Below are 21188 nucleotides of genomic sequence, written 5' to 3'. Positions count from 1 at the left end.
ACACATGGACTTCCGACTCTCCGACATTCACACAGACCTCGCCTCGACGGTGGATGCGATGCTGGGCAAGGCCGACATGCCGACCGCCACACGTGCCTGGGCGGCCGGTGACCGCGCGGCCGTCGCCAAAGTCTACTCACAGCTCGCCGATGCCGGCATCAGCGGACTCCTGATCGACGAATCACACGGCGGCAGCAGTGCCGGGGCAGTGGAGATGGTCGTCGCCGTCGAACAGCTCGGACGCCATTGCGCCCCGGGCCCGATCGTCGAGAGCGTCGCCGTGCTGCCGATCCTGCTGCACGACGCCGACGTGTCGGGTCCGCTCAGCGACCTCGCCGAAGGGCGACTGGCGACGTGTGCGATCGGACCGCTCCAGCCACTGGCCGCCGATACCGCCTCCGCCGACGTCTATCTCGTCGTGGACGGGGTGCTCTCACGCGCGACCGTGCTGAGCACCGAGGCCTCGGTGGACGGCACGCGCACCCTGTCCCGGGTCACCGCCGGGGAGGTGCTCGCGACCGGCGTCGACGCCGCCGACGCCGCCGACGCGGGTGCGCTGGCCACAGCCGCGCAGCTGCTCGGTCTGGGTCAGGCCATGCTGTCCATCGCGTCGGAATACGCCCAGTCGCGCAAGCAGTTCGGCCGCCCGATCGGGTCCTTCCAGGCCGTCAAGCATCACCTCGCCGACGTGGCGATCGCCATCGAGATGGCGCGTCCCCTCGTCCACGCGGCCGCCCTGGGCATCGACGGTCAGGTCCCGGAGGGCACCGACGTCTCCCGCGACGTGTCCGCGGCCAAGGTCGCGGCCGCCGAGGCCGCCGACCTGTCGGCCCGGCGCTCGCTGCAGGTGATGGGCGCGATCGGTTACACCGCCGAACACGACATCTCGCTGTACATCACCAAGACCCGGGCACTGCTCAACGCCTGGGGCTCGCCCGCCGTACACCGCCAACGCATCCTGGAGACGCTGTGACCGTCAGTACCGGCACCGAAAGCCGCGGCACCGAGACCCTGCCTCCGTCCCCGGCGATCGGCGCCGAGGAACGGGAGGCACTCGTCGACGCTGTGCGGGATCTGCTGCGTCGCCGCGGGGACTCGACAGCGGTCCGCGCCGCCATGTCCGCTCCCGGGCGGATCGACTCAGGTCTGTGGCAGACGCTGTGCACCGAGATCGGTGTGGCCGCGCTGGCGATACCCGAACGGTTCGGCGGTGCCGGGGCGTCGTGGGTGGAGTCGGCCGCGGTACTCGAGGAACTCGGCGCCGCACTGAGTCCCGTCCCGGCGTTCGGCTCCGCACTGGCCACCGGCACGATCCTCATCGCGGCCGACGACGACGCGTCGTCGCGACTGCTGCCCGCCCTGGCCGCGGGCGAACGGACCGCCGCGCTGTGCTGGGCCGATGAGCGCGGCTGGCAGACCCCCGGAGTGCGCGCCGACGCCGGGCTGCTGTCCGGGACCGCACATTTCGTCGTCGACGGCGAGTCGGCCGACCTGTTCCTCGTGCTCGCGGCCGGCCCCGGCACGCACGTCACCCTGCACGAGGTGCCCGCCGATGCGGAGGGCGTCTCGGTGTCGCCGATGCCCGTGCTCGACCCCACCCGGGCGCTGTCGTCGGTGCGGTTCGACGAGGTGGCGTCCTCGGCGATCCCGGCACCGGACGACCTCGCGCCCCGCCTCCGTGCGCTGGCGTGGGCACTGCTCTCCGCCGAGCAGGTCGGGGGCGCCCAGCGAGCCCTCGACCTCACGGTCGACTACACCAAGTCGCGCAAGCAATTCGGTCGCACCATCGGATCGTTCCAGGCGCTCAAACACCGGATGGCCGACATGTACGTGTCGGTCGAGACGGCCCGGTCCATCGCCCGGGCCGCGGTCGCCGCGATCGCCGCCGGCGATCCCGACGCCGCGGAACTGGCACTGGCCGCCCACGTCTACTGCTCCGACGTCTGTCGTCGTGTCGCGGGCGAGGCGATCCAGTTGCACGGCGGGATCGGCATCACCTGGGAACACGACATCCAGCTGTATTTCAAGCGCGCCCAGGGCACCTCGCAGATGTTCGGTGCACCCCACACCGCGGTGGCCGAGCTCGCCCGCTCCCTGCACTGACGACGGTCAGCCCTGTCTGCCGCGTCGTCGCGCGATCAGGCGCTCCATCGGGTCGGTGAGCACCAGCAGTACCAGTGGGAGATTTCCGCTGCGCGGGAACACGATCGCGACGACCAGTGCGAACGCGAGGATCAGAAGCGTTCCCAGTCCGCTCGCCGAGGCGGCCCAGCGATCGGTCGCGGCGTCGTCGGCGAGCAATCCCCGGTGCCGGCGGCCCCACTCGGCGATCGCGATGAGCGAGGCCACGGAGACAGCCAGCACGCCGATGTAGAGGATGTTGGCCTGCTCGACGTGTGCGCCGTCGACGAGGGCGGTCGCGAATGGCAACGCGACTATCGTCAGCAGCCAGATGAAGTGGAGGTTCATCAACGTCCGGTCGTAGGCGCGGAAGTACTCCATCGTCTGATGGTGCTGGCGCCACAGGATCCAGATGACGGCGAAGCTGACGAAGAAGCTGACCAGTTCGATCGACCTGTCCGACACCACCTCCCCGACCGACGAGTCCTCGCGCAGATCGTTGGCGATGTCGACGAGCGGGAGCACGAGCAGGGTCAATGCGATCGCGACCACCGCGTCGGCAAACGCGATGAGTCGGCTCAACCCCTCCGGCGACTGTCGGTTCTCCGGTTCTGCCATGCGATGCACTGTAGAGCCCGCCGCCCGCCACGGAAGCAAAGTAAGAGGATGTCTGCACTTTCCTCGCTCGACCTTGACCGGGACACTCCCCCAACAACCGATACCGTATATCTCTACCAAGGCACCGGTCACGTACAGCGCGCTTTGATGACCTCAGCGAGATCAGGGCCGAGATCGCGGCATTTCGTCTGGTTTTTGAACAGTGGCTGAGGGTAGGCATCAGGGAACTTGCGATTCACAACGTCACTCACCACATCGAGCGCAATTTTCGCTGCCTCGTCGATCGCGTCTTCAGCGAACGGAATGTTGAAGTCACTCCGCGGTTTCACCGATCGAACTGAGAAGTGATCCATAACTGACCATAGAATAAATCTGTTTCCATGTACGAGAATGCTTCGGTCACGCCCATCCACGATACGCTTCCGCTGTTCAATTCTTCTGTCCACACGTCTCATGACTTCAACCGCGGTCCAGACGTGAGTTGCAGTAATAGATGAATTGAATAGTTTCGTGTACGGGCGCTTACCGGTGTCCTCCCAGAGTCGACTCAACTCCCTCTTCACCAGGACAGCTTCGTCGATGCCGGCAGCGCAGGCCATTGCGATCGTTGCTTCTGTCAGGTCGCATCCCTTGCTTGTGTCCGAAACAGTCTCACCTGACCGGTAAGCGTAACGCAAGCCGGAAGCCGCGAACTCCATTCGAATTCGTTCCTGCTCCGGGTCCAGAGCAACAAACTCACGTCCGCCCACCCTGTTCTGCGTGTTGGTGCGCCGAGTGACGAGCCGAGCAAAATCTCCGTCAGGGTCGTCCAACGTTACAAATCGTACAAAGATATCTGCCGATTCAATCAGTTCGGGTTTGACACTCGATGCCACCGTCAGCGAACTCACCGTCTGCGCACCGTTGACCACACTTGCCCGGGAAAAGGTAAAGTTCCCCGACTTTTGATTCACGTAAGGTGCTTGTTCGAACGACTCAGCTATGACTGTAATCCCATTATTGAAAAACCAGAACCGCGCCGGGTCTGAACCAGCCGTCTGTGCGATCGATGAGTTAACCTCAGTGCCTGCGAGCGCACCTCTAATATTGCGAGAAAACAGCAGATCCCCAAATGAACGATGCCATCCAACGACTTCCTGAGCCGAAGCCGTGCCGTAGTAGGCGACGCACCCCGCCTCACGATAGCTACCCCAGTTTCGAAGGTTCACACTTAAGTCAATCTGCGAACCGGCCCGAGACACTACGCTTTGATGTAGACGTCCTTGGTTCAGGTAAAGGTAGCTAGCCAAATCAGACGAATCATTCATCTTGCCGCAGAACTTCTCGAGTATCTCAACTTGTTCAACAGCAAGGTCGGCGGTTGAGGTGGTGGCCAGTACCAGTTCAACCCGAGTGCCAGGCTGAAAAAGGATGTCTTCGATCTCCGACTTGCGCGCAACGATTGGTCCACCGAACCCAGACCAGTCGATGTTCATCAACTGCTCGACGCCATGGACAAACTTCAGAACATCGCCCGAACTTAGCCCTTTGTCTGTTTCGGACCACTTACTTTGCACGAAAACCATAGTGGCTCGGTCAGCCGCGTAGATGACGCCGTCGATTCCGTTGTCTCCGGCGTTGTCTGTAACCGACTTAGAGACCGTCTCTGCCGGTAGGCCCGACCGGTCAGCCATAGCCACCGCGGCCACAGCACGAGACAGTTTGTGGTGCGATTGGTCCGCTCCAGCGAAGTCAAGATGTGGAAAGTAGGTAGTCTCCAGTGCCTGCTTAATCTGTTGTCCATGGCCATGAGAAAGTCCCCATTGGTGGCCAGGTCGAGGTCCCCGCTGGTGGCCAGATAAAAGTCCCCACCCTGTGTTCGTCGTGTCGACCCGGAACTGAGGGCCCAGGCGATGACGGTGAAGGTGCCAACCGATCACCATCACCGCCTGGGAGTTCCATTGAAGTCTGCGAAGGACCGTATGGACATCATTTCTGCTTACCGAGAACTCGGAAGCTATCGCGCCGCAGCCGAGGTGTGCGGCACCACCCACAAGACCGTCAAGCGTGTGGTCGACCGGTTCGAGGCCGACGATCAACCACCCGACCGCAAGGAACGGGCCCGCAACTACGATGCGGTCGCCGAGTTGGTCGCTGAGCGAGTCGAGCGGTCACACGGCCGGATCACCGCCAAGCGACTGCTGCCGGTAGCACGTGCCGCGGGCTATGAGGGCTCGGCCCGCAACTTCCGTCGTCTCGTCGCCCAGGAGAAAACACAGTGGCGCCGTGATCATCATCGTGGCCGCCGCCCGGCGGTGTGGGCTCCGGGTGACTACCTGGTCATCGATTGGGCCGTAATCGGCGGGCTGCACATGTTCTGCGCGGTGTTGGCGTTCTCGCGGTGGCGGTTCGTTCGGTTCGCCACCAACGAAACATCCATCACCACACTCGGATTCATCGCCGAAGCGTTAGAAGAGATCGGTGGAGTGCCCAACAAGGTACTCGCTGATCGGATGGGTTGCCTCAAAGGTGGAGTCGTCGCCAACGTCGTCGTACCCACCCCCACGTATGTGCGGTTTGCCACCCACTACGGGTTTTCCCCGGACTTCTGTCACGGCGCCGATCCGGAATCGAAAGGGATCGTGGAGAACCTCTGCGGGTACGCGCAGTCGGATCTGGCGCAGCCGTTGTGGACCGAAGCCAAGATCGCTGCTGGTCGTGACGACGTGCAGCTGGATGTGCACGCAGCGAACCGGGCCGCGCGGGACTGGTGTGTCGAGGTCAACACCCGCCGTCACAGCGACACACTGTGCGTGCCTGCTGACCAACTCACGATCGAACGAGACACATTGAGCCCGTTGCCGTCTCTGCGGGCCCAGGTCGGTCCACCGCCGGTCACCCGTAAGGTCGATCGCCTCTCCTGTATCCGGTACGCCTCGGCCCGCTACTCGGTACCCAACCGGCTCATCGGCACCACCGTGACCCTCATCCAGGACGGTGAACGGCTCCTGATCGCCGAACCTGCCTCCGGTGAGGTGGTCGCCGATCATCTGTTGGCCGCACCCGGAGAGGTCGTCCTCAACGATGCCCACTACGGGGGGCCACGCACCCCGCCCAGTCGTGCACCACGACCCAAAACCGCAGCAGAGAAGCAGTTCTGCGATCTCGGTGAGGTTGCTGAGCAGTTCCTGGTCGGTGCCGCGGCCATCGGGAACACCCGCCTGGGCGGTGAACTCGACGACATCCTCGGGCTCGTCACCTCCCACGGCCACGAACAGGTGCTCACCGCCCTGACCAGGGCGGTGGCATTCCGACGGTTCAAGGCCGCCGATGTGCGCTCGATCCTCGATGCCGGAGCCGGCACCCCCAACCCGCGACCGGCCGGCACAGCACTGCTCGGGCACCTGCCTACCGCGCCCACCCGCTCGCTGGATGCCTACAAGCTCGGCGCCGGCGACAAGGAGGTGTCATGACCACCACAACATCGACACCCGTTGCACCTCAGACAGTGCCGCCACTACCGGCCGACCTCGACCAAGCGCTACGCCGATTGAAGCTCGCCTCGATCCGCCGCACCGCACCCGAGGTCCTGCTCACCGCGAAAACCCAGCGATGGACACCCGAAGAAGTACTGCGAACCCTGGTCGAAGCCGAGATCGCCGCTCGTGATGCCTCCAACATCCGCAACCGACTAAAAGCTGCCGGGTTCCCGGTCACCAAAACCTTGGAATCGTTCGACGTGGCCGCATCCTCCATCCCGGCCAATACCTTCGAATACCTATCCTCACTGGAATGGGTTCGAGCCCAACACAATCTGGCCTTGATCGGCCCAGCCGGGACGGGTAAGAGTCACACCCTGATCGGGCTGGGGATCGCCGCAGTACACGCCGGACACAAAGTGCGGTACTTCACCGCCGCCGACCTCGTGGAGACCCTGTATCGCGGACTGGCCGACAACACCGTCGGCAGAACCATCGACACCCTGCTACGCCAAGATCTGCTCATCCTCGACGAGATCGGATTCGCACCACTCGACGACACCGGCACCCAACTACTGTTCCGGCTCGTCGCCGGCGCCTACGAACGCCGATCTCTCGCGATCGCCAGCCACTGGCCCTTCGAACAATGGGGACGATTCCTGCCCGAACACACCACCGCCGCCAGCATCCTCGACCGGCTCCTACACCACGCCACCATCGTCATCACCGACGGCGACTCCTACCGCATGACACACCGAACGGAGGTGCCACCCACCTAGAACATCCCGCACAGGGTGGGGACTTTTACCTGGCCACCAGCGGGGACATCAAACTGGCCGTTGACATCTGTCCACGATGAAGTACACCCATGTCAGACAGACTAGATGGATGGTCCGACAAAGCCGGTCTCGGTTCGACACCTACCCACCAGCTCCTGGGGTCGAGTCGATCCACCAGTGCGACGGGCATGCGGTTCGCCCGTAGTCCTCAGCTAGCGAAGGCCGCCTCGACCGTTGCCTCGTCGAGCCCGTAATCGGAGAGCTGATAACGATGCTGGGGTTTGCGGGCGCCCGACTGGCTCTCCTCGTCGAGGGCGGTGACCGCGGCCCGCGCCGCATCCGTCATCGGGGTGTCCAGCGCGGCGTAGACGCGTTCGACGGTGCCCATGGGGTCCGACCGCAGATCGGTGAACTCGATGTCGAGGAACTGGGCCGGGTCGTATCGCTTTCGCGCCGTCGAGAACTCCCGCAGCCCACGCGACCATAACTCGAGCTGGTCCCGGCCGACCTGCGCGCCGGTGAACGTCGTCGACCAGCCCGGTGTGGCGTGCTCGGCCAGGCTGCACATCGACGCGATGAGCGTGCTGGGCGGCCGGTGTGTCTGGATCACCAGGGCATCCGGGTATGCGGCCATGAGCGCGTCGAGGGCGAACAGATGGCTGGGGTTCTTCAGCACCCACCGCTTGCCGGGATCGTTCAGACCGATCAGCTGTAGGTTCTTGCGATGCCGAAGATACGCCGGTGTCCAGTCCTGTCGGCTCAGCCACTGCGAATAGGTCGGGACATGCGCCAGCGATTCGTACGAGATCGACATGACGCTCTGCCGGAGCAGCTGCCAGCATTCCTCGACCTCGGCGGCGTCCATGTAGTGCAGCCCCATGAACTCGGGGTTCTCGACGTGGTGCTGCTCGAAACCGGCCTGGATCTGCTGGTAGACCGGATTGTCCGACCAGGTGCCGCGCGGCGGCCGGGGTTGCGGGAACTCCGCGAGCCACATCTCGACGCCCTGGTGCGCGGGATCGGCGGCCAACAACCGGTGCAGCGCAGTCGTTCCCGTGCGCGGCAGGCCGGTCACGAAGATCGGCCGGGTCACCTCGACGTCGGCGTACCCGGGGTTCGCCTTCCACGACGCCTCGCTGAGCAGACGGGCGACCAGCGCACCCTTGAGGAAGAAGCGGAACATCTTGCTGCCCAACTCGGTCAGCCCCGCCTCGGAGCGGTATGACTCGAGCAGGATGCCCAGGGGCTCCAGGTAGTCGGTGTCCCCGAAGTCGTCGAGGCCGGTGGCGCGAGTGGCCGAGGAATGCAGGTCCTCGATCGTGCCGACGTCGGTGCGTGCCGCACTAGTCATGGTATTCACCGCAATTCACGTCCAAGGTGTGCCCGGTGATGGCGCGCGCCATCGGCGAGGCGAGGAACACGACGGCGTCGGCGATCTCGTCCGGCTCCGGCAATCGCTTGAGGTCGGATTTCGACGCCGTCTGTTGATAGACGTCGTCGGGTGAGATCCCGTACTTCTTGGCGACCTCGCCGAAGTACCACTTCAGCTGGTCGTCCCAGATGTATCCCGGCGCAACCGAGTTGATGCGGATTCCCTTGTCGCCGAGTTCGGAGGCCAACGACTGCGACATCGCCAGCAGCGCCGACTTGGCGATCTTGTAACTGCCGTACCGGGGTTCGGAATGCCGGATGACCATCGAGTTGATGTTGACGATCGAACCGTCGGCCGTGGCCAGCGCATCGGTGAACGATCGGATGACCCGCAACGTACCCAGCACGGTGACGTCGATGCTGCTCGCGATCTGATCGAAGTCGGTGCGAGACAACGGTTTCATCGACGGCAGCGCGAAGGCGTTGTTGACCAGCACGTCGGCTCGGCCGAACTCGGCGACGGTGGTGGCGACCAGGTTGTCGACGGCGGCGTCATCGGTGATGTCGGCCGGGACGACGAGGCTGGTCCCGCCGGCGGCGTCGATCTCGGCGGCGACCTCCTTCAGACGTGACTCGGTGCGGGCGGCGAGGACCACCCGCGCACCCTCCGCGGCCGCGCGCAGACAGATGGAGCGCCCGAGTCCCGGGCCGACGCCCGAGACCACGACGACCTTGTCGGCGAGCAGACCCCTGTTCACACTCATCCGAGCATCCTCTCGGCGAAGGCACGCTGGCGTGCCGCGATGCGCGCCGCCCAGCCGTCGGCGTCGATCCTGTTGTGGTCGAGGTGCGGCAGGTGGGCGGGCACGTCGTCGAACGCGACGACCTGCGCGGTCGGCCCCAGGTCCGGGCCGATCGGGGAATCGCTGCGTTGCCAGCGGAATTGCAGGATGCCCTTCGACCGGCCCGTCGTCTCGATCCAGTTCGCGACGCCCGGATCGCGATGTGACACCACCATCCGGATCATGCCGTCCGGATCCACCTGCGCCTGAGCGGAGTTCAGGCTGGTCTGATGGTTGACGTAGTCCAGCGAGATGTACCACATGCTGCCGAGCTGGAATCCCTGGTACGGGGCGTCGGACCGCGGGATGGTGATGACCATCGCCTCGTCGGGACCCAGCCGGAAGTGACCCACCGAGGAGAACTGCGTACTGAGCCCGCCGGGGGTCTGACGCGGTGCGGTGAACGTGTTGACCGGCTCGTCGAGGTAGAACCACTTCGGGAAGTTGAACCACGTGTTGATGCGCGCGGTCAGCATCTTGCCCGCGGTCGCATACCGGCGGGACACCCGTGCCAGGTCGGGCTCCGCCGGGGCGGTCCCGACCGTGTCGACCCGCTCGATGGTGATCGACCCCTTGCGTTCGGACCAGTCCGAGTACACCTCTCGTACCGCGAGCATCGACGCGCCCTCGCCGAGCGGAAAGTAGTCGTCCGGCGCGTCCGGGATGGGCGGGCCGAAAGTCAGCTCGTAAGAGCCGTCCTCGGCGATCGTCAGTCGACGATCGTCGAAGGCGTCCTCGCCACCCGGCACCGACGACGCCGTGTAGTCCCCGCGCAGCACCTGAAAGCTCAGATCTGCTGTGGTACCGCGCCGTCCGCGCACCCGATACGTCCCGGTGGGCTCGACGTCGGCGTGGTAGTAGAGCGTGTCCGGGTTGTCCAGGCCCATCTTCGTCGACGGCCCGGTCGAGGTCACGAAGTTCGGGTGCGAGATCGACCGGGCGCGTACCAGCTGGACGATCGCGGCGATGCTCCCGGCGAGGTAGTCATAACCCTCGGCGAGATCCTGTTCGGTCTCGGCGAAATCGGCTGACGCGACCAGCTTCTCGGCCTCCGCGATCGCATCGATGAGAGGCTGGGTGACCAGCTGCGGTGTGGCGCTCGGATTGTCGATTCCGGTGGTGTCGGTGGTGTCGGTGTCGGTACTCGTCGTGTCGTCGACGGTCATAGCCAGGTGTCCCCGCCCGTCCAAGTCAGGAAATTCTCGAGTTCTGCCTGTGCGGGGGTGACCCGCGGGTGTTCGGTCGACAGGTAGCCGCCACGGTAGAACAGCAACGGCTTGTCCTGCAGCACTTCTCCGAGAGTCAGCGCACGCCCGATGACGATGTGGTGGTCGCCGCCGTCGGTGACGCTGTCCACGTCGCACTCGACCCAGGTGAGTGCGTGGCGGATGACCGGAAGGCCGGCCGGCGACGGGTCCCAGGTGATGTTCGCGAACTTGTCGTCACCCGGGGCGCCGAATGCCGCGCTGACGTCCTGCTGTCGGTTCGAGAGCACGTTCACGCAGAACTTGCGCGTCTTCTCGATCACCTTCCAGCTTCGAGAGGTCTTCATCGGGCAGAACAGGACCAGCGGCGGGTCGAGGGACAGCGCCGCGAACGACTGGCATGCGAAGCCGACCGGGTTACCCGCGTCGTCGAGCGTCGTGATGACCGTGACGCCCGTGCAGAACTGGCCCATCGCGGTCCGGAACTGGCGGGAATCGAAGTCGGCGGACCCGTAGGGTGACCGCGCGTGGGACTGCTGGGTCGTGGCGTCGGGGGGCATCTCAGCCCTTGAACCCGACGCTGAAGTCATGCCCCCACAGACTCACGGCCGTGCTCTCGCGGGCGATCCACTCGTCGTCGGAGACCGTTCTTCCCTCACAGCCGAACTCGACGTCGAAGCCACCGGGTGTCTTCATGTAGAAGGAGAGCATCAGGTCGTTCACGTGGCGGCCGAGTGTCGCCGACATCGGCACCTTCTTGCGCAGCGCGCGATCCAGGCACAACCCCACGTCGTCGGCGTTCTCCACCTCGACCATCAGGTGGACGATGCCGGTGCTGTTCGGGATCGGCAGGAAGGCCAGCGAGTGGTGCCGCGGGTTGCATCCGAGAAAGCGCAGCCACGGGACCTCGTCACCCTCTTCGCGCCCGACCACCTGCGGAGGCAGGCGCATGGAGTCGCGGAGCCGGAATCCCAGTACGTCCCGGTAGAACTCGAGGGCCGCCTTGTCGTCGGAGCAGGTCAGTACGACGTGCCCGAGGCCCTGCTCCTCGGTGACGAAACGGTGCCCGTACGGGCTGACGACGCGCCGGTGTTCGAGCGCGGCCCCGTGGAAGACCTCGAGCGTGTTGTCCGCCGGGTCGTCGAAGACGATCATCTCGGCAACTCGACGGTCGGCGATCTCCTCGTCCTTGCCCTCACGGAAGACCACTCCCGCGCGTGCCAGGCGATCCCGAACGTTCTGTAGCTCGGCGGCGTTCGCGACCTCCCAGCCCGCACTCGCGAGCCGGTCGTGCTCGGACGGCACGATGACCAGCCGGGCCGGGAAATCGTCCATCCGGAGGTACAAGGCGCCGTCGGTGAGACCGGAACCCTCGATCATCCCGAGGACCTTGAGGCCGTAGGTACGCCACGCCTCGATGTCGGTGGCCTCGATCCTCATGTACCCCAGCGAGCGGATCGGACTGTCGCTCATCTCCAAGACTCCTTGTGGCTCTGTGTTGGTCGGCAGCGGCGAGGTCTCACACCATCGTGTCGCCGATGGGAATCCCGAACTCGCCGTTGCCGAATGCGACGTAGGCGCGCTCCGGGTCGTTCGCGGCGTGCACGCGCCCGGCGTGGGCGTCGCGCCAGAAGCGCTGGATGGGCGTCCCGTTCTCCAGGGCGTGTGCGCCCGAGTTCTCGAAGAGCCGGTCGATCGCGGCGATCGCCCGTCCGGTCGCGCGCACCTGGTCGCGCCGGGCGGACAGGCGCAACTCCATCGGGATCTCCTCGCCGGCGAGGATGAGGTCGTACTCGGCCTGCAGGTTGCCCGACAGCTGACGCCAGGCGGCGTCGATGTCGCTGGCGGCCTCGGCGATCCGGACCTTGGCGAACGGATCCTCCTTGGCCTTCTCGCCCGCGTAGGCGGCCCGGACCCGCTTGCCCTGATGCTCGACGTGGGCGCGGTAGGCGCCATAGGCCATCCCGACGATCGGTGTCGCGATGGTGCTGGGATGAATTGTGCCCCAGGGCATCTTGTACACCGGCGCGGTGTTGCGCTCCAGGCCCGGACTCTGCCCCATCGACATCGTGCGCATGCTCAGCATGCGGTGCCGGGGCACGAACACGTCCTTGACCTCGATGGTGTTGGACCCGGTGCCGCGCAGGCCGACGACGTTCCACACGTCCCTGATCGTGTAGTCCTCGCGGGGGATCAGGAAGCTGACGAAGTCGACGGGCTTGCCGTTCTTGATGACCGGACCCCCGACAAAGACCCAGTCAGCAGTCTCGCAACCCGACGACCACGCCCACGAACCGTTGACCTTGTAACCGCCGTCGACGACCTCGCCCATGCCCATCGGGGCGTACGACGACGAGATGCGGACGTTGGTGTCCGAACCCCACACGTCTTCCTGTGCCTGCTGATCGAACAGCGCGAGGTGCCAGTTGTGCACGCCGATGATGCCCGACACCCACCCCGTGGACCCGCACGCCGACGCGATGCGGCGTACCGCTTCGTAGAAGGTGACCGGGTCGGCCTCGTAACCACCCCACTGCTCGGGCTGCAACAGCCTGAAGAAGCCGGCGGTCTCGAGGCTCGACACGGTCTCGTCGGGGATGCGGCGCAGATCCTCGGTCGATTGCGCACGCTGCTCGAGTTCCGGGAGCAGGACGTTGATCTTCTCCAGGACCTGCTCGGCGGCTTCGCTCCGTTGTGCTGGCATCTCGCCTGCTCCTACTCGTCTCTCCCTCGACCGGGCACGCCGGCCGCTGTAACCATCGAGTTCGAGATTAGAACACGTTCTCATTTCTGTCGAGCACGCCGACTTTATGCCCATGTACAGGCCCTATTGCCCTCCGCGGCGTCGATCGTGCTGACAAATCTGAAACGTGTTCTAGTATTGGGTACAGTTCTTCGACGCGACACGAGTCACAGACAGGAGAGGGCACATGTCTTCAGGACCCGAGACGATGACCCCGAGCAGCCCCGGCACGCCGAGCGCAGCCGCCGCCTCCGACGGAGCGGACGTGGGCATCCGGGAGATCGACACGGGTGCGCCACCCACGCGTTTCGCGCGGGGCTGGCACTGCCTCGGACTGCTCGAGGAGTTCTCCGACGGCAAGCCCCACTCAGTCACGATCTTCGGCACCAAGCTGGTGGCGTGGGTCGACACCAAGGGCGAGGTCAACGTCCTCGACGCCTTCTGTCGGCACATGGGCGGCGACCTCTCCCAGGGCAAGGTGTCCGGGGACAACGTCGCGTGCCCGTTCCACGGCTGGCTGTGGAAGGGCAACGGACGTTGCGCCGGGGTGCCGTACGCCAAGCGCAACCCCAAGCTCGCCAAGACGCGCTCATGGCCGTCGATGGTCCGCAACGGCCAGGTCTTCGTCTACAACGATCCCGAGGGCAACCCGCCGCCGGACGAGTGCATCATCCCCGAACTCGACGAATTCGGATCCGAGGAGTGGACGCCCTGGACCTGGAACCGCATCGTCATCGAGGGCGCCAACTGCCGCGAGATCATTGACAACGTCGTCGACATGGCGCACTTCTACTACGTGCACTTCGCACTCCCCGACTACTTCAAAAACGTCTTCGAGGGTGAGATCGCCGCGCAGTACATGAATTCGCATGGCCGGCCCGACGTCACCCTCGGCACCAACTACGGCGACAGCCGTCTCGAATCGATCGCGGCGTATTACGGGCCGTCGTACATGCTGAACCCGATGATCCAGTACTACGGCGGGTACGCCGTGGAGACCATCCTCACCAACTGCCACTACCCGATCGACGAGAACTCCTTCGTCCTCATGTACGGCGTGATGGCCAAGGTCCCCGACGGACTGACCGCCGAACAGGCGTCGAAGATGGCCACCAAGATCAGCGCAGGCGTCGAGGTGGGCTTCCTGCAGGACGTCGAGATCTGGAAGAACAAGACCCGCATCGACAATCCCCTGCTCGTCGAGGAGGACGGTCCGGTCTATCAGCTCCGCCGCTGGTACGACCAGTTCTACGTCGACAAGGCGGCAGTCACCGACGAGATGACCGGCCGATTCGAGTACGAGATCGACACCTCCAAGGCCCTCGAGAGCTGGAACGAGGAGATCCAGGAGAACCTGCGTCGCCAGGAAGCCGAGAAGGCCGACTCCGCCGCCGGCTCGGAGTCCACCGAGAAGGCCGACTCCGCCGCCGGCTCGGAGTCCACCGAGAAGGCCGAGGTCTGACGGTGACCCGGGCAGCAGGGGTTCGCGTGGGTTCCGACCGCTGGGCCAAGGCGCCCGACTTCCACGACGATCCCGACCGGCTCGCCCGGGTCCACGAGGCCACCCGCCGCGACCGTGAGCACTATCTGCAGGGCGGCATGCGCGAGATCGAGTGCCGCGCGTGCCACGCCTGCGTTCTCGTGAAGAAGACGAGTTCGTTCCACACCAGCGTGCAATGGAATGCCGACGCCCGGGAGCGCTGCCTCGGCCTCGAGCAGATGCGCGCGGGCGGCGACGGTGGGAACGACGACACGGGGAACGGCCCCCTGCTTCCCGGCGCGATGATGCCGACGTGCGCCCGGTTGTCGGCGAGTATCGACCACGGGGTTTCCGAGGGCATCATCCCCGCCCAGTCACCCGTCTCGGATCCCGACGGATACTGGTGATCGATTAACTACCACACCAGCAACATTCGGTAACACAAGCCTCAAGCATCACAGCGGTCACACCTTCGTCACACCTGGAGAACGACCGACGACACGCCGGCCCGGCTCCGCCAAGCTGTCGTCATGTCCGTATCGCCACCGCGCTTCAGGCGCGTGACCTGCACCATCGCACTCACCGCCGCATTGTCGGTCGGCGTACCGCTCATCGGCTCTCCGGTTTTCGACACCGGCCGCGCCGCGGCCGCGGGATCGTCGGACTCCTCCGGTTCGGTTCCCATCTATCTGCCGGTGCCGACCACCGTCGGCCTCAACGCACTCGGGGCGGCGATCACCCAGATCGGCAAGCCGTACAAGTGGGCAGGCGTCGGCCCGCATTCCTGGGACTGCTCCGGGCTGGTGCGGTGGGCGTTCTACACGACCGGCGTCCACCTCCCCCGGACCAGCCAGCAACAGGCGAAGGTCGGACACGCGATCCCGTTCCGCGCGCTCGCACCGGGCGACATCATCATCTTCGGTCGCGACGCGGGACACGTCGGTATCTACGCGGGCGCCGGCCGGGTGTTCAACGCCTACGGCCCCAACGGTGTCCCGATCGGGTTCACAAAGCTGAAGGACATGGGATACATCAAGACGATTCGTCGGTTCGGCTGAGCGTCGGGCGCGGCCACCACGTCGTGAGCACCCATCCCACGACGACCACCAGCAACAGGGCCGCGACCACGACGGTCCCGATCAGTCCGTAACCGGCCCGCATCGCGGGCAGGTCTGCACCCAGCGCCTCCGACACCGAGTCGGCGAACAATTGCGCGGCAGGGTCACTCAGCACCCTGACGCCGACGACCAATGCGACGAGGGACGCGAGACCGATCACTCCGATGGCGGACGGCCGGAGTCGGGCACGCCACCAGCCCAGGGCCGCGACGACGGCGATCACCGCCCCCGCCACGACCACGCTCAGACCCGGCCGGTCGGTCTTGTCCTCGAAGAAGAACGCGACGTCGTCGTCGCTGGCCCCCAGGATCTTGACGTGTCCCAACCCGGTGATCGACGGTTCCACACCTTCGTCGGTCCAACCCCACTGGACCTGCGCGAGCAGGACCAGTAGCAGTCCGCCGGCCAGCATCACCGGCCACGCCGTGGTGCGAAGTCGTTCGACGGTGGCCGAGTGCGTCGTCATCCGACCAGCGTGCCATGACCCATCCCGGTGGATATGAGTCGACTCTCCCCCAACGCGGTCCGCGACCGATGAGTTTGCGCGACCCTGTCGGTCAGAAGTGTGTCGATGAGCAGTTGCCCAGCAGATTGTGCGGAACAAGGAAGAGGACACAGAAATGGCAGAGTATGCGGCCCCCTCGGGGGCACCGATCTGGTTCGACCTGATGAGCAGTGACACCGCGAAGGCCGAGGAGTTCTACGGGGCGATCTTCGGCTGGGAGGCCGAGGCTCCCGACGAGGAGTTCGGCGGCTACCGCAACCTCCTCAAGAACGGCAAACGTGTCGCGGGGCTGAGCCCGGTGATGGAAGGCGCCGGACCTCCCGACATCTGGACGGTGTACCTCCACACCGAGGACGCCGACGCGACGGTGAAGGCAGTCGAGGCGGCGGGTGGCTCGATCATGGTGCCCCCGATGGCCATCGGCGAGGAGGGCACGATGCTGATGGCTCTCGACACAGCGGGCGCGGCGATCGGGTTCTGGCAGCCGGACAAGCACAAGGGTTACTCCGAGTTCGGCGACCACGGCACGCCCTACTGGTTCGAATGCCAGAGCATGGACTACGCCAAGTCTGTCGACTTCTACCGGACCGTGCTCGGCGCGCGCATCGAGGAGATCGGTACCGGTGGCGACCCGGATGCCGTCGGGCCCGACAACTACGCCCAGATCTTCTACGGCGAGACGTCGTACGCGGGCATCATGGACTCGGTCAAGCTCTTCCCCGCCGGGGTGCCGTCGTTCTGGCAGATCTACATCACCGTCGACGACGTGGCCGCCACCGTGAAACAGGCCGAGTCACTCGGCGCCGAGATCCTCATGGCCGGCGAGGACACCCCGTACGGCACGCTCGCGGCGATCAAGGACCCGATGGGCGCCCTCATCTGTCTGGGGCACCCGCCCGCCGGCATGTGAGGTCCGGCCTCGGTAGGACTCACGCGGCTCGCGCATGAGTCCTACCGAGCAGCTCAGCGGCGGCCACAAACGTTCATCACGCCGCAACGAGACGGCCAGCGACAACCTGTAGCGTCCGACTTCCACAGCACGATTCACCGTCGTATCGAATGGAAGTCGTCGGCGCAGAACAGGAATCGCATGTCCGCCACCGAGTCCGGAGCTCTTCCCGACACCGTCCAGAGCTACCTGGACGAGGTCCCTGCCTGGCGGGACGGCACGCCCGCGACCGCCGGCTCGATGACCTCGATGCAAAGACGGATCTGGTTGCTCGCGTCCGCGGGGAAGTTCCTCGAGGGCATGATCGTCTTCATGGTGGGCGTGGCCCTACCACTGATCATCGACGACTTCGGGCTCGGCTCAGCCCAATCCGGCGTCGTGACGGCCGCGCCCCTGTTGGGCATCATGATCGGCGCATCGGCCCTCGGCGGGCTGTCCGATCGGTGGGGTCGCCGTCAGTTGTTCCTGGCCGAGATGGTTCTGTTCACGGCCTTCCTGGTGGGCGTCACGTTCAGCACCGGCTTCCCGATGCTGGTGGTGTGTCTCGTCGGCATGGGAATGGCGCTGGGTTGCGACTACCCGACCGCACACACCATGATCTCCGAGACCATGCCCACCAGCATCCGGGGTCGAGGGGTGCTCGCGGCGTTCGGCTTCCAGGCCGTCGGCGCCCTGGCCGGCACACTCGTCGGCGTCATCATCCTGGGCAATCGCGACGAACTGTCGGACTGGCGCTGGATGTTCGGCGTGGTTGTCGTCCCATCCGTCCTGGTGATCGTCGGCCGGCTTTTCATCGTGCAGAGTCCGCATTGGCTCCTCGGCACAGGCAGAGTCGACGAGGCGGAGCGAGAGCTGAAGCGTTTGTTGACTCGCCGACCGCAGTACCCGTCCACCGTCTCCCTCGCACTCCGCGACGAGTCTGCCTCCGGCCCCGACTCCGCCGACGGGTCACCATCCAACATCGGGTCGCTGTTCCGGCGACCCTGGCGCCGCTCGACGATCCTGGCTTCGATCCCCTGGTTTCTGCAGGACCTCGGAACGTACGGGATCGGCATCTTCACCCCGACGATCATCGCCGCGACGATCGGAACCGCCGCCGCAGACGACGCGACCGTCAGCAGCGTGGTCGCCGACGACCTGCACGGCGCCGAAGGCGCAGTCCTCATCGATGCCTTCCTCCTCATCGGCATCGCGTTGGCCATCCTCCTCGTCAACAGATTCGGCCGAATCCGACTACAGGTCTTCGGTTTCCTCGGTTGCGCTGTCGGGTTGGTGACAGCCGCCGCCTCCACCCTCCTCGACGGAACCCTGCAAGTCGTCCTCGTGTTCGTCGGCTTCATGTTGTTCAACCTCATGACCAACCTGGGTCCGAACTCCATGACCTATCTGCTGGCCGGCGAGGTCTTCCCCACCTCGCTGCGTGGGACGGGCGCGGGCCTCGCCGCCTCGGTCGCCAAGGTCGGGGCAGTCCTCACCGCCTTCCTGTTCCCCGTCCTCCTCGATGCCTGGGGAACGGCGATCATCGTGCTTCTTCTCGCCGGAACGTCGGCGCTGGGCGCATTCGTCACATGGACCTTCCGAGTCGAGACCACCGGACTGAGTCTCGAAGACGTGGACCGGATGCACGATGCGCCGTCGCCGACCGGAGGCATGAGCACTCCCCGGCCCACTCCTGCCGGGATCTCGTAACGCAAAACGTTGCTGTAAACCAACTTTCGACAAACCCGCCCCTTTTCCGTAAACCCACCCGGTCCGAAGGCGTTGGGTTTACGGAAAAGGGGTGGGTTTGCGGGTGGGGGTACTCACCGCACCGGCAGCAACGGCACCCGCAGGAGCTCACCGGTGACGACGCCGCGCACCGTCCGAACCGCCACCACACCCCATGCCAGGACGAGGACCGCGAACCCGGCGACGGCCGTGACCTGGAAGATCGCGCCGCCGAACGTGAGTGCCAGCGCACTCGAACCCGTGACGTAGGTGCCGAGCGGGAAGGTGAACGACCACCAGGTCATCGCGAACGGCATCCCCGACCTCAGCGTTCGCACGGTGAGCTGCGCAGCGACGACGATCCAGAGAGTGGCCACCACCCAGACGGTGAGGCCGTAGCCCATCGCGAACGACTGCAGCGTTCCGACGATCGGGGCGCCCACGACGTGCGGTGCGACATGGGCGAGCAAGCATGCGGCGGTGATCGACTGGCCGAGCGGACCGAGAACGATCCACCAGGTGGGGACCATGTGGGCGGCACCGACATCACCGCTGCGCAGCCGCGCCGCCAGCACCGCCAGGATCGGCAGCGAGGCGAGTGCGGCCAGTACGAACATCGCGCAGCCGATCACCATCACGACCTCCGCCCAGCCCGCGGGCAGCTGCGGGGTGAGCACCGCGGCCGCCGACGCCGACACCATCGGGGGGACGACCGGCATCAGCCAGCCGCCGAAAGCCTCACCTACAGCCGGGCGGCCGACGATCAGGTGCCGGTACGGGATGACCACGGCGGTGAACACCCCGCCGATCGTGCCGATGATCCAGCACACGACGTCGATCCCCAGTGCCAGATCGCGGCCGATGACCGTCGTGCCGACCAGCATCGTGCTGGTCCCGACCGTCATGACGGCCATCGGCACCGCGCCGTAGAAGTGGGCGACCACCCGGTGGGCGTGGTGACCGCGGGCGATCTCCGGGTCGCGGACCCAGTGGCGGACGGTGGCGGCCACCACACCCGCGAACACCGCGCAGGCCAACAGCCAGAAGACCGTCGCCACCACTGCCAGGCCCGGAGGTTGCCAGGGCAGGCTGTGCGCGGCGATCGCGACGATCCCGGTGCCCATCACCGCGGCGAACCAGTTGGGCGGAACGTAGGAGACGTGGCGACGCTTTGTCCCGGTGTCGGTTGCGGGCGCGCGGTCTTTCTCGGCGAGTCCGGCGGTGGGGGTCGTCGTGGTCATGTTCACCACGTTCGCGCGAATGTCACGACGCCGGTAGGACCCAAAGCGTTGACAGGATACAAATCGGGTTTGTACCGGGGGTATCAGCGATGCTTGTACCCTCGAACGATGGTGCTGAGTCCGCGGATGCCCGACCTCGCGTCGCTGGAGACCCTGCACGCGGTCGTCGGGACAGGCAGTCTCAATGCCGCCGCGACCCAGCTCGGCGTCACCCAGCAGGCGGTCTCGGCGCGGATCCGCGCGATGGAGACCCAGCTCGGCGTCACCCTGCTGACCCGCACACCGCGAGGTTCGGTACCCACCCAGTCCGGACGACTCGTCGCCGAATGGGCCGACCGGTTGCTGACCCTGGCCGGGGAGTTCGACGCCGGGCTGGCCGCATTGCGCCTCGAACGCCGTGATCAGCTACGCCTTGCGGCCAGCCTGACCGTCGCCGAACATCTCCTGCCCCGCTGGCTCGTGTCGTTCGGCGCCCAGCACGATCACGCGCCGAAGGTGTCGTTCACCGCCACCAACTCCGACCACGTGTACGACCTCGTCCGTGCCGGCGACGTCGAACTCGGTTTCGTCGAAGGGTCACGCGTTCCGACCGGTCTGCGCAGCCGGAGCGTCGCGCGTGACGAGCTGGTCCTCGTCGTGCCGCCGGGTCATCCGTGGACGCGGCTGCGGCGTCCGGTCGCGGCCGCCGACCTCGCCCGCACCCCGTTGGTCACCCGCGAGGAGGGTTCGGGGACGCGGGAGTTCTTCGAACGCGCCCTGACGCGGGCCCTCGGGCCGGGACGGGAGACCGCGCCACCTGTGCTGGAACTGTCCACGACGGCGTCGGTGCGGGCGGCGGTCATCGCAGGAGCCGGGCCGGCTGTGCTCAGTGACCTCTCGGTCGCCGACGATCTCGGACACCGGCTGGCCCACATCGACATCGCCGACCTCGACCTCGCCCGGCCCCTGCGCGCGGTGTGGCTGTCCGGCGCCCAACCGGGGGCCGGCGCGGCACGAGACTTCCTCGCGCACATCAGCCGCAGCTGAGCGACACCCGGCCGCTGGGCACGCG

20 protein-coding genes are annotated in these 21188 nt (G+C 65.9%); 10 read left to right on the top strand and 10 right to left on the bottom strand.

Annotation, left to right across the window (positions count from 1 at the left end; genetic code table 11):
* Positions 1-4: 4 nt before the first annotated feature.
* Positions 5-973, top strand: a complete 969-nt coding sequence (locus AC3B5T_RS11290; RefSeq protein ID WP_014928747.1) for an acyl-CoA dehydrogenase family protein — start codon at positions 5-7, stop codon at positions 971-973.
* On the top strand, positions 970-2103 hold the full coding sequence (locus AC3B5T_RS11285; RefSeq protein ID WP_055475253.1) for an acyl-CoA dehydrogenase family protein: 1134 nt from the start codon (positions 970-972) through the stop codon (positions 2101-2103). Before AC3B5T_RS11290 ends, AC3B5T_RS11285 begins: the two co-directional genes overlap by 4 nt.
* 6 nt (positions 2104-2109) lie before the next feature.
* On the opposite strand, the gene AC3B5T_RS11280 is transcribed toward AC3B5T_RS11285, so the two are convergent.
* A complete protein-coding gene (locus AC3B5T_RS11280; protein WP_055475254.1) occupies positions 2110-2739 on the bottom strand; it encodes a TMEM175 family protein in 630 nt (209 codons plus the stop codon).
* Positions 2740-2867: 128 nt separating this feature from the next.
* Positions 2868-4412 carry an AIPR family protein gene (locus tag AC3B5T_RS11275; RefSeq protein ID WP_488358761.1) on the bottom strand — a complete coding sequence of 515 codons (1545 nt, stop codon included), beginning with the start codon at positions 4410-4412 and terminating at the stop codon, positions 2868-2870.
* 267 nt (positions 4413-4679) lie between these two features.
* Between AC3B5T_RS11275 and istA the strand changes: the two genes are divergently transcribed.
* Together istA and istB are read left to right on the top strand one after the other, a co-directional pair.
* Positions 4680-6191 carry an IS21 family transposase gene (gene istA / locus AC3B5T_RS11270; RefSeq protein ID WP_488357390.1) on the top strand — a complete coding sequence of 504 codons (1512 nt, stop codon included), beginning with the start codon at positions 4680-4682 and terminating at the stop codon, positions 6189-6191.
* A complete protein-coding gene (gene istB, locus AC3B5T_RS11265; RefSeq protein WP_457138401.1) occupies positions 6188-6976 on the top strand; it encodes an IS21-like element helper ATPase IstB in 789 nt (262 codons plus the stop codon). The genes istA and istB overlap by 4 nt, the downstream gene beginning before the upstream one ends.
* 208 nt (positions 6977-7184) lie before the next feature.
* On the opposite strand, the gene AC3B5T_RS11260 is transcribed toward istB, so the two are convergent.
* From AC3B5T_RS11260 to hsaA, 6 genes are read right to left on the bottom strand one after another with little or no spacing between them, the layout of a single operon-like run.
* Positions 7185-8327 (bottom strand): sulfotransferase family protein, encoded by a 1143-nt coding sequence (locus AC3B5T_RS11260; protein ID WP_055476884.1) that lies wholly within the window; start codon positions 8325-8327, stop codon positions 7185-7187.
* A complete protein-coding gene (locus AC3B5T_RS11255) occupies positions 8320-9111 on the bottom strand; it encodes an SDR family oxidoreductase (RefSeq protein ID WP_014925476.1) in 792 nt (263 codons plus the stop codon). Before AC3B5T_RS11255 ends, AC3B5T_RS11260 begins: the two co-directional genes overlap by 8 nt.
* Positions 9108-10355, bottom strand: a complete 1248-nt coding sequence (locus tag AC3B5T_RS11250) for a hypothetical protein (protein WP_055476883.1) — start codon at positions 10353-10355, stop codon at positions 9108-9110. Before AC3B5T_RS11250 ends, AC3B5T_RS11255 begins: the two co-directional genes overlap by 4 nt.
* Positions 10352-10954, bottom strand: a complete 603-nt coding sequence (gene hsaB / locus AC3B5T_RS11245) for a 3-hydroxy-9,10-secoandrosta-1,3,5(10)-triene-9,17-dione monooxygenase reductase subunit (protein WP_055476882.1) — start codon at positions 10952-10954, stop codon at positions 10352-10354. The genes AC3B5T_RS11250 and hsaB overlap by 4 nt, the downstream gene beginning before the upstream one ends.
* 1 nt (position 10955) lies before the next feature.
* Positions 10956-11867: an iron-dependent extradiol dioxygenase HsaC gene (gene hsaC, locus AC3B5T_RS11240; RefSeq protein WP_010842127.1), complete on the bottom strand. Its 912-nt coding sequence runs from the start codon at positions 11865-11867 to the stop codon at positions 10956-10958.
* A 46-nt stretch (positions 11868-11913) separates the two neighbouring features.
* Positions 11914-13098 (bottom strand): 3-hydroxy-9,10-secoandrosta-1,3,5(10)-triene-9,17-dione monooxygenase oxygenase subunit, encoded by a 1185-nt coding sequence (gene hsaA / locus AC3B5T_RS11235; RefSeq protein ID WP_010842128.1) that lies wholly within the window; start codon positions 13096-13098, stop codon positions 11914-11916.
* Between the two features lie 226 nt (positions 13099-13324).
* Between hsaA and AC3B5T_RS11230 the strand changes: the two genes are divergently transcribed.
* The 3 genes from AC3B5T_RS11230 to AC3B5T_RS11220 all read left to right on the top strand — a co-directional run bounded on the left by AC3B5T_RS11230 (position 13325) and on the right by AC3B5T_RS11220 (position 15675).
* Entirely contained in the window at positions 13325-14599 is a 1275-nt protein-coding gene (locus tag AC3B5T_RS11230; RefSeq protein ID WP_488358689.1) for a 3-ketosteroid-9-alpha-monooxygenase, oxygenase component, read from the top strand.
* Positions 14600-14601: 2 nt separating this feature from the next.
* Positions 14602-15024 (top strand): hypothetical protein, encoded by a 423-nt coding sequence (locus tag AC3B5T_RS11225; protein ID WP_425307020.1) that lies wholly within the window; start codon positions 14602-14604, stop codon positions 15022-15024.
* 123 nt (positions 15025-15147) lie between these two features.
* Positions 15148-15675, top strand: coding sequence for a C40 family peptidase (locus tag AC3B5T_RS11220; protein WP_055476880.1), 528 nt, complete (start codon positions 15148-15150; stop codon positions 15673-15675).
* On the opposite strand, the gene AC3B5T_RS11215 is transcribed toward AC3B5T_RS11220, so the two are convergent.
* Positions 15650-16201: a hypothetical protein gene (locus tag AC3B5T_RS11215; RefSeq protein ID WP_055476879.1), complete on the bottom strand. Its 552-nt coding sequence runs from the start codon at positions 16199-16201 to the stop codon at positions 15650-15652. The two genes, AC3B5T_RS11220 and AC3B5T_RS11215, sit on opposite strands and share 26 nt — an antisense overlap.
* Positions 16202-16355: 154 nt before the next feature.
* Here AC3B5T_RS11215 and AC3B5T_RS11210 point away from each other — a divergent pair, with 154 nt between their 5' ends.
* On the top strand, positions 16356-17150 hold the full coding sequence (locus AC3B5T_RS11210) for a VOC family protein (protein ID WP_010842133.1): 795 nt from the start codon (positions 16356-16358) through the stop codon (positions 17148-17150).
* Positions 17151-17330: 180 nt separating this feature from the next.
* Positions 17331-18878, top strand: a complete 1548-nt coding sequence (locus AC3B5T_RS11205) for an MFS transporter (RefSeq protein ID WP_055476878.1) — start codon at positions 17331-17333, stop codon at positions 18876-18878.
* A gap of 113 nt (positions 18879-18991) precedes the next feature.
* Here AC3B5T_RS11205 and AC3B5T_RS11200 read toward each other — a convergent pair whose 3' ends face one another.
* Positions 18992-20137: a TDT family transporter gene (locus AC3B5T_RS11200; protein WP_488358688.1), complete on the bottom strand. Its 1146-nt coding sequence runs from the start codon at positions 20135-20137 to the stop codon at positions 18992-18994.
* 108 nt (positions 20138-20245) lie between these two features.
* Here AC3B5T_RS11200 and AC3B5T_RS11195 point away from each other — a divergent pair, with 108 nt between their 5' ends.
* Entirely contained in the window at positions 20246-21163 is a 918-nt protein-coding gene (locus AC3B5T_RS11195) for a LysR family transcriptional regulator (protein WP_081637198.1), read from the top strand.
* The last annotated feature ends 25 nt before the right edge of the window (positions 21164-21188 follow it).

This window comes from Gordonia sp. G4 (assembly GCF_057770005.1).
The sequence above is the reverse complement of the archived record's forward strand: the minus strand, read 5'-3'. Positions and strand labels throughout refer to the sequence as shown.

Coding starts and splice junctions, on each gene's coding strand:
- AC3B5T_RS11230 (WP_488358689.1), top strand. CDS start 13,325: ATGTCTTCAGGACCCGAGACGATGACCCCGAGCAGCCCCGGCACGCCG.
- istB (WP_457138401.1), top strand. CDS start 6,188: ATGACCACCACAACATCGACACCCGTTGCACCTCAGACAGTGCCGCCA.
- hsaB (WP_055476882.1), bottom strand. CDS start 10,954: ATGCCCCCCGACGCCACGACCCAGCAGTCCCACGCGCGGTCACCCTAC.
- AC3B5T_RS11220 (WP_055476880.1), top strand. CDS start 15,148: ATGTCCGTATCGCCACCGCGCTTCAGGCGCGTGACCTGCACCATCGCA.
- AC3B5T_RS11260 (WP_055476884.1), bottom strand. CDS start 8,327: ATGACTAGTGCGGCACGCACCGACGTCGGCACGATCGAGGACCTGCAT.
- AC3B5T_RS11255 (WP_014925476.1), bottom strand. CDS start 9,111: ATGAGTGTGAACAGGGGTCTGCTCGCCGACAAGGTCGTCGTGGTCTCG.
- AC3B5T_RS11250 (WP_055476883.1), bottom strand. CDS start 10,355: ATGACCGTCGACGACACGACGAGTACCGACACCGACACCACCGACACC.
- AC3B5T_RS11210 (WP_010842133.1), top strand. CDS start 16,356: ATGGCAGAGTATGCGGCCCCCTCGGGGGCACCGATCTGGTTCGACCTG.
- AC3B5T_RS11200 (WP_488358688.1), bottom strand. CDS start 20,137: ATGACCACGACGACCCCCACCGCCGGACTCGCCGAGAAAGACCGCGCG.
- hsaC (WP_010842127.1), bottom strand. CDS start 11,867: ATGAGCGACAGTCCGATCCGCTCGCTGGGGTACATGAGGATCGAGGCC.
- AC3B5T_RS11280 (WP_055475254.1), bottom strand. CDS start 2,739: ATGGCAGAACCGGAGAACCGACAGTCGCCGGAGGGGTTGAGCCGACTC.
- AC3B5T_RS11205 (WP_055476878.1), top strand. CDS start 17,331: ATGTCCGCCACCGAGTCCGGAGCTCTTCCCGACACCGTCCAGAGCTAC.
- AC3B5T_RS11275 (WP_488358761.1), bottom strand. CDS start 4,412: ATGGCTGACCGGTCGGGCCTACCGGCAGAGACGGTCTCTAAGTCGGTT.
- AC3B5T_RS11290 (WP_014928747.1), top strand. CDS start 5: ATGGACTTCCGACTCTCCGACATTCACACAGACCTCGCCTCGACGGTG.
- AC3B5T_RS11195 (WP_081637198.1), top strand. CDS start 20,246: ATGGTGCTGAGTCCGCGGATGCCCGACCTCGCGTCGCTGGAGACCCTG.
- AC3B5T_RS11215 (WP_055476879.1), bottom strand. CDS start 16,201: ATGACGACGCACTCGGCCACCGTCGAACGACTTCGCACCACGGCGTGG.
- hsaA (WP_010842128.1), bottom strand. CDS start 13,098: ATGCCAGCACAACGGAGCGAAGCCGCCGAGCAGGTCCTGGAGAAGATC.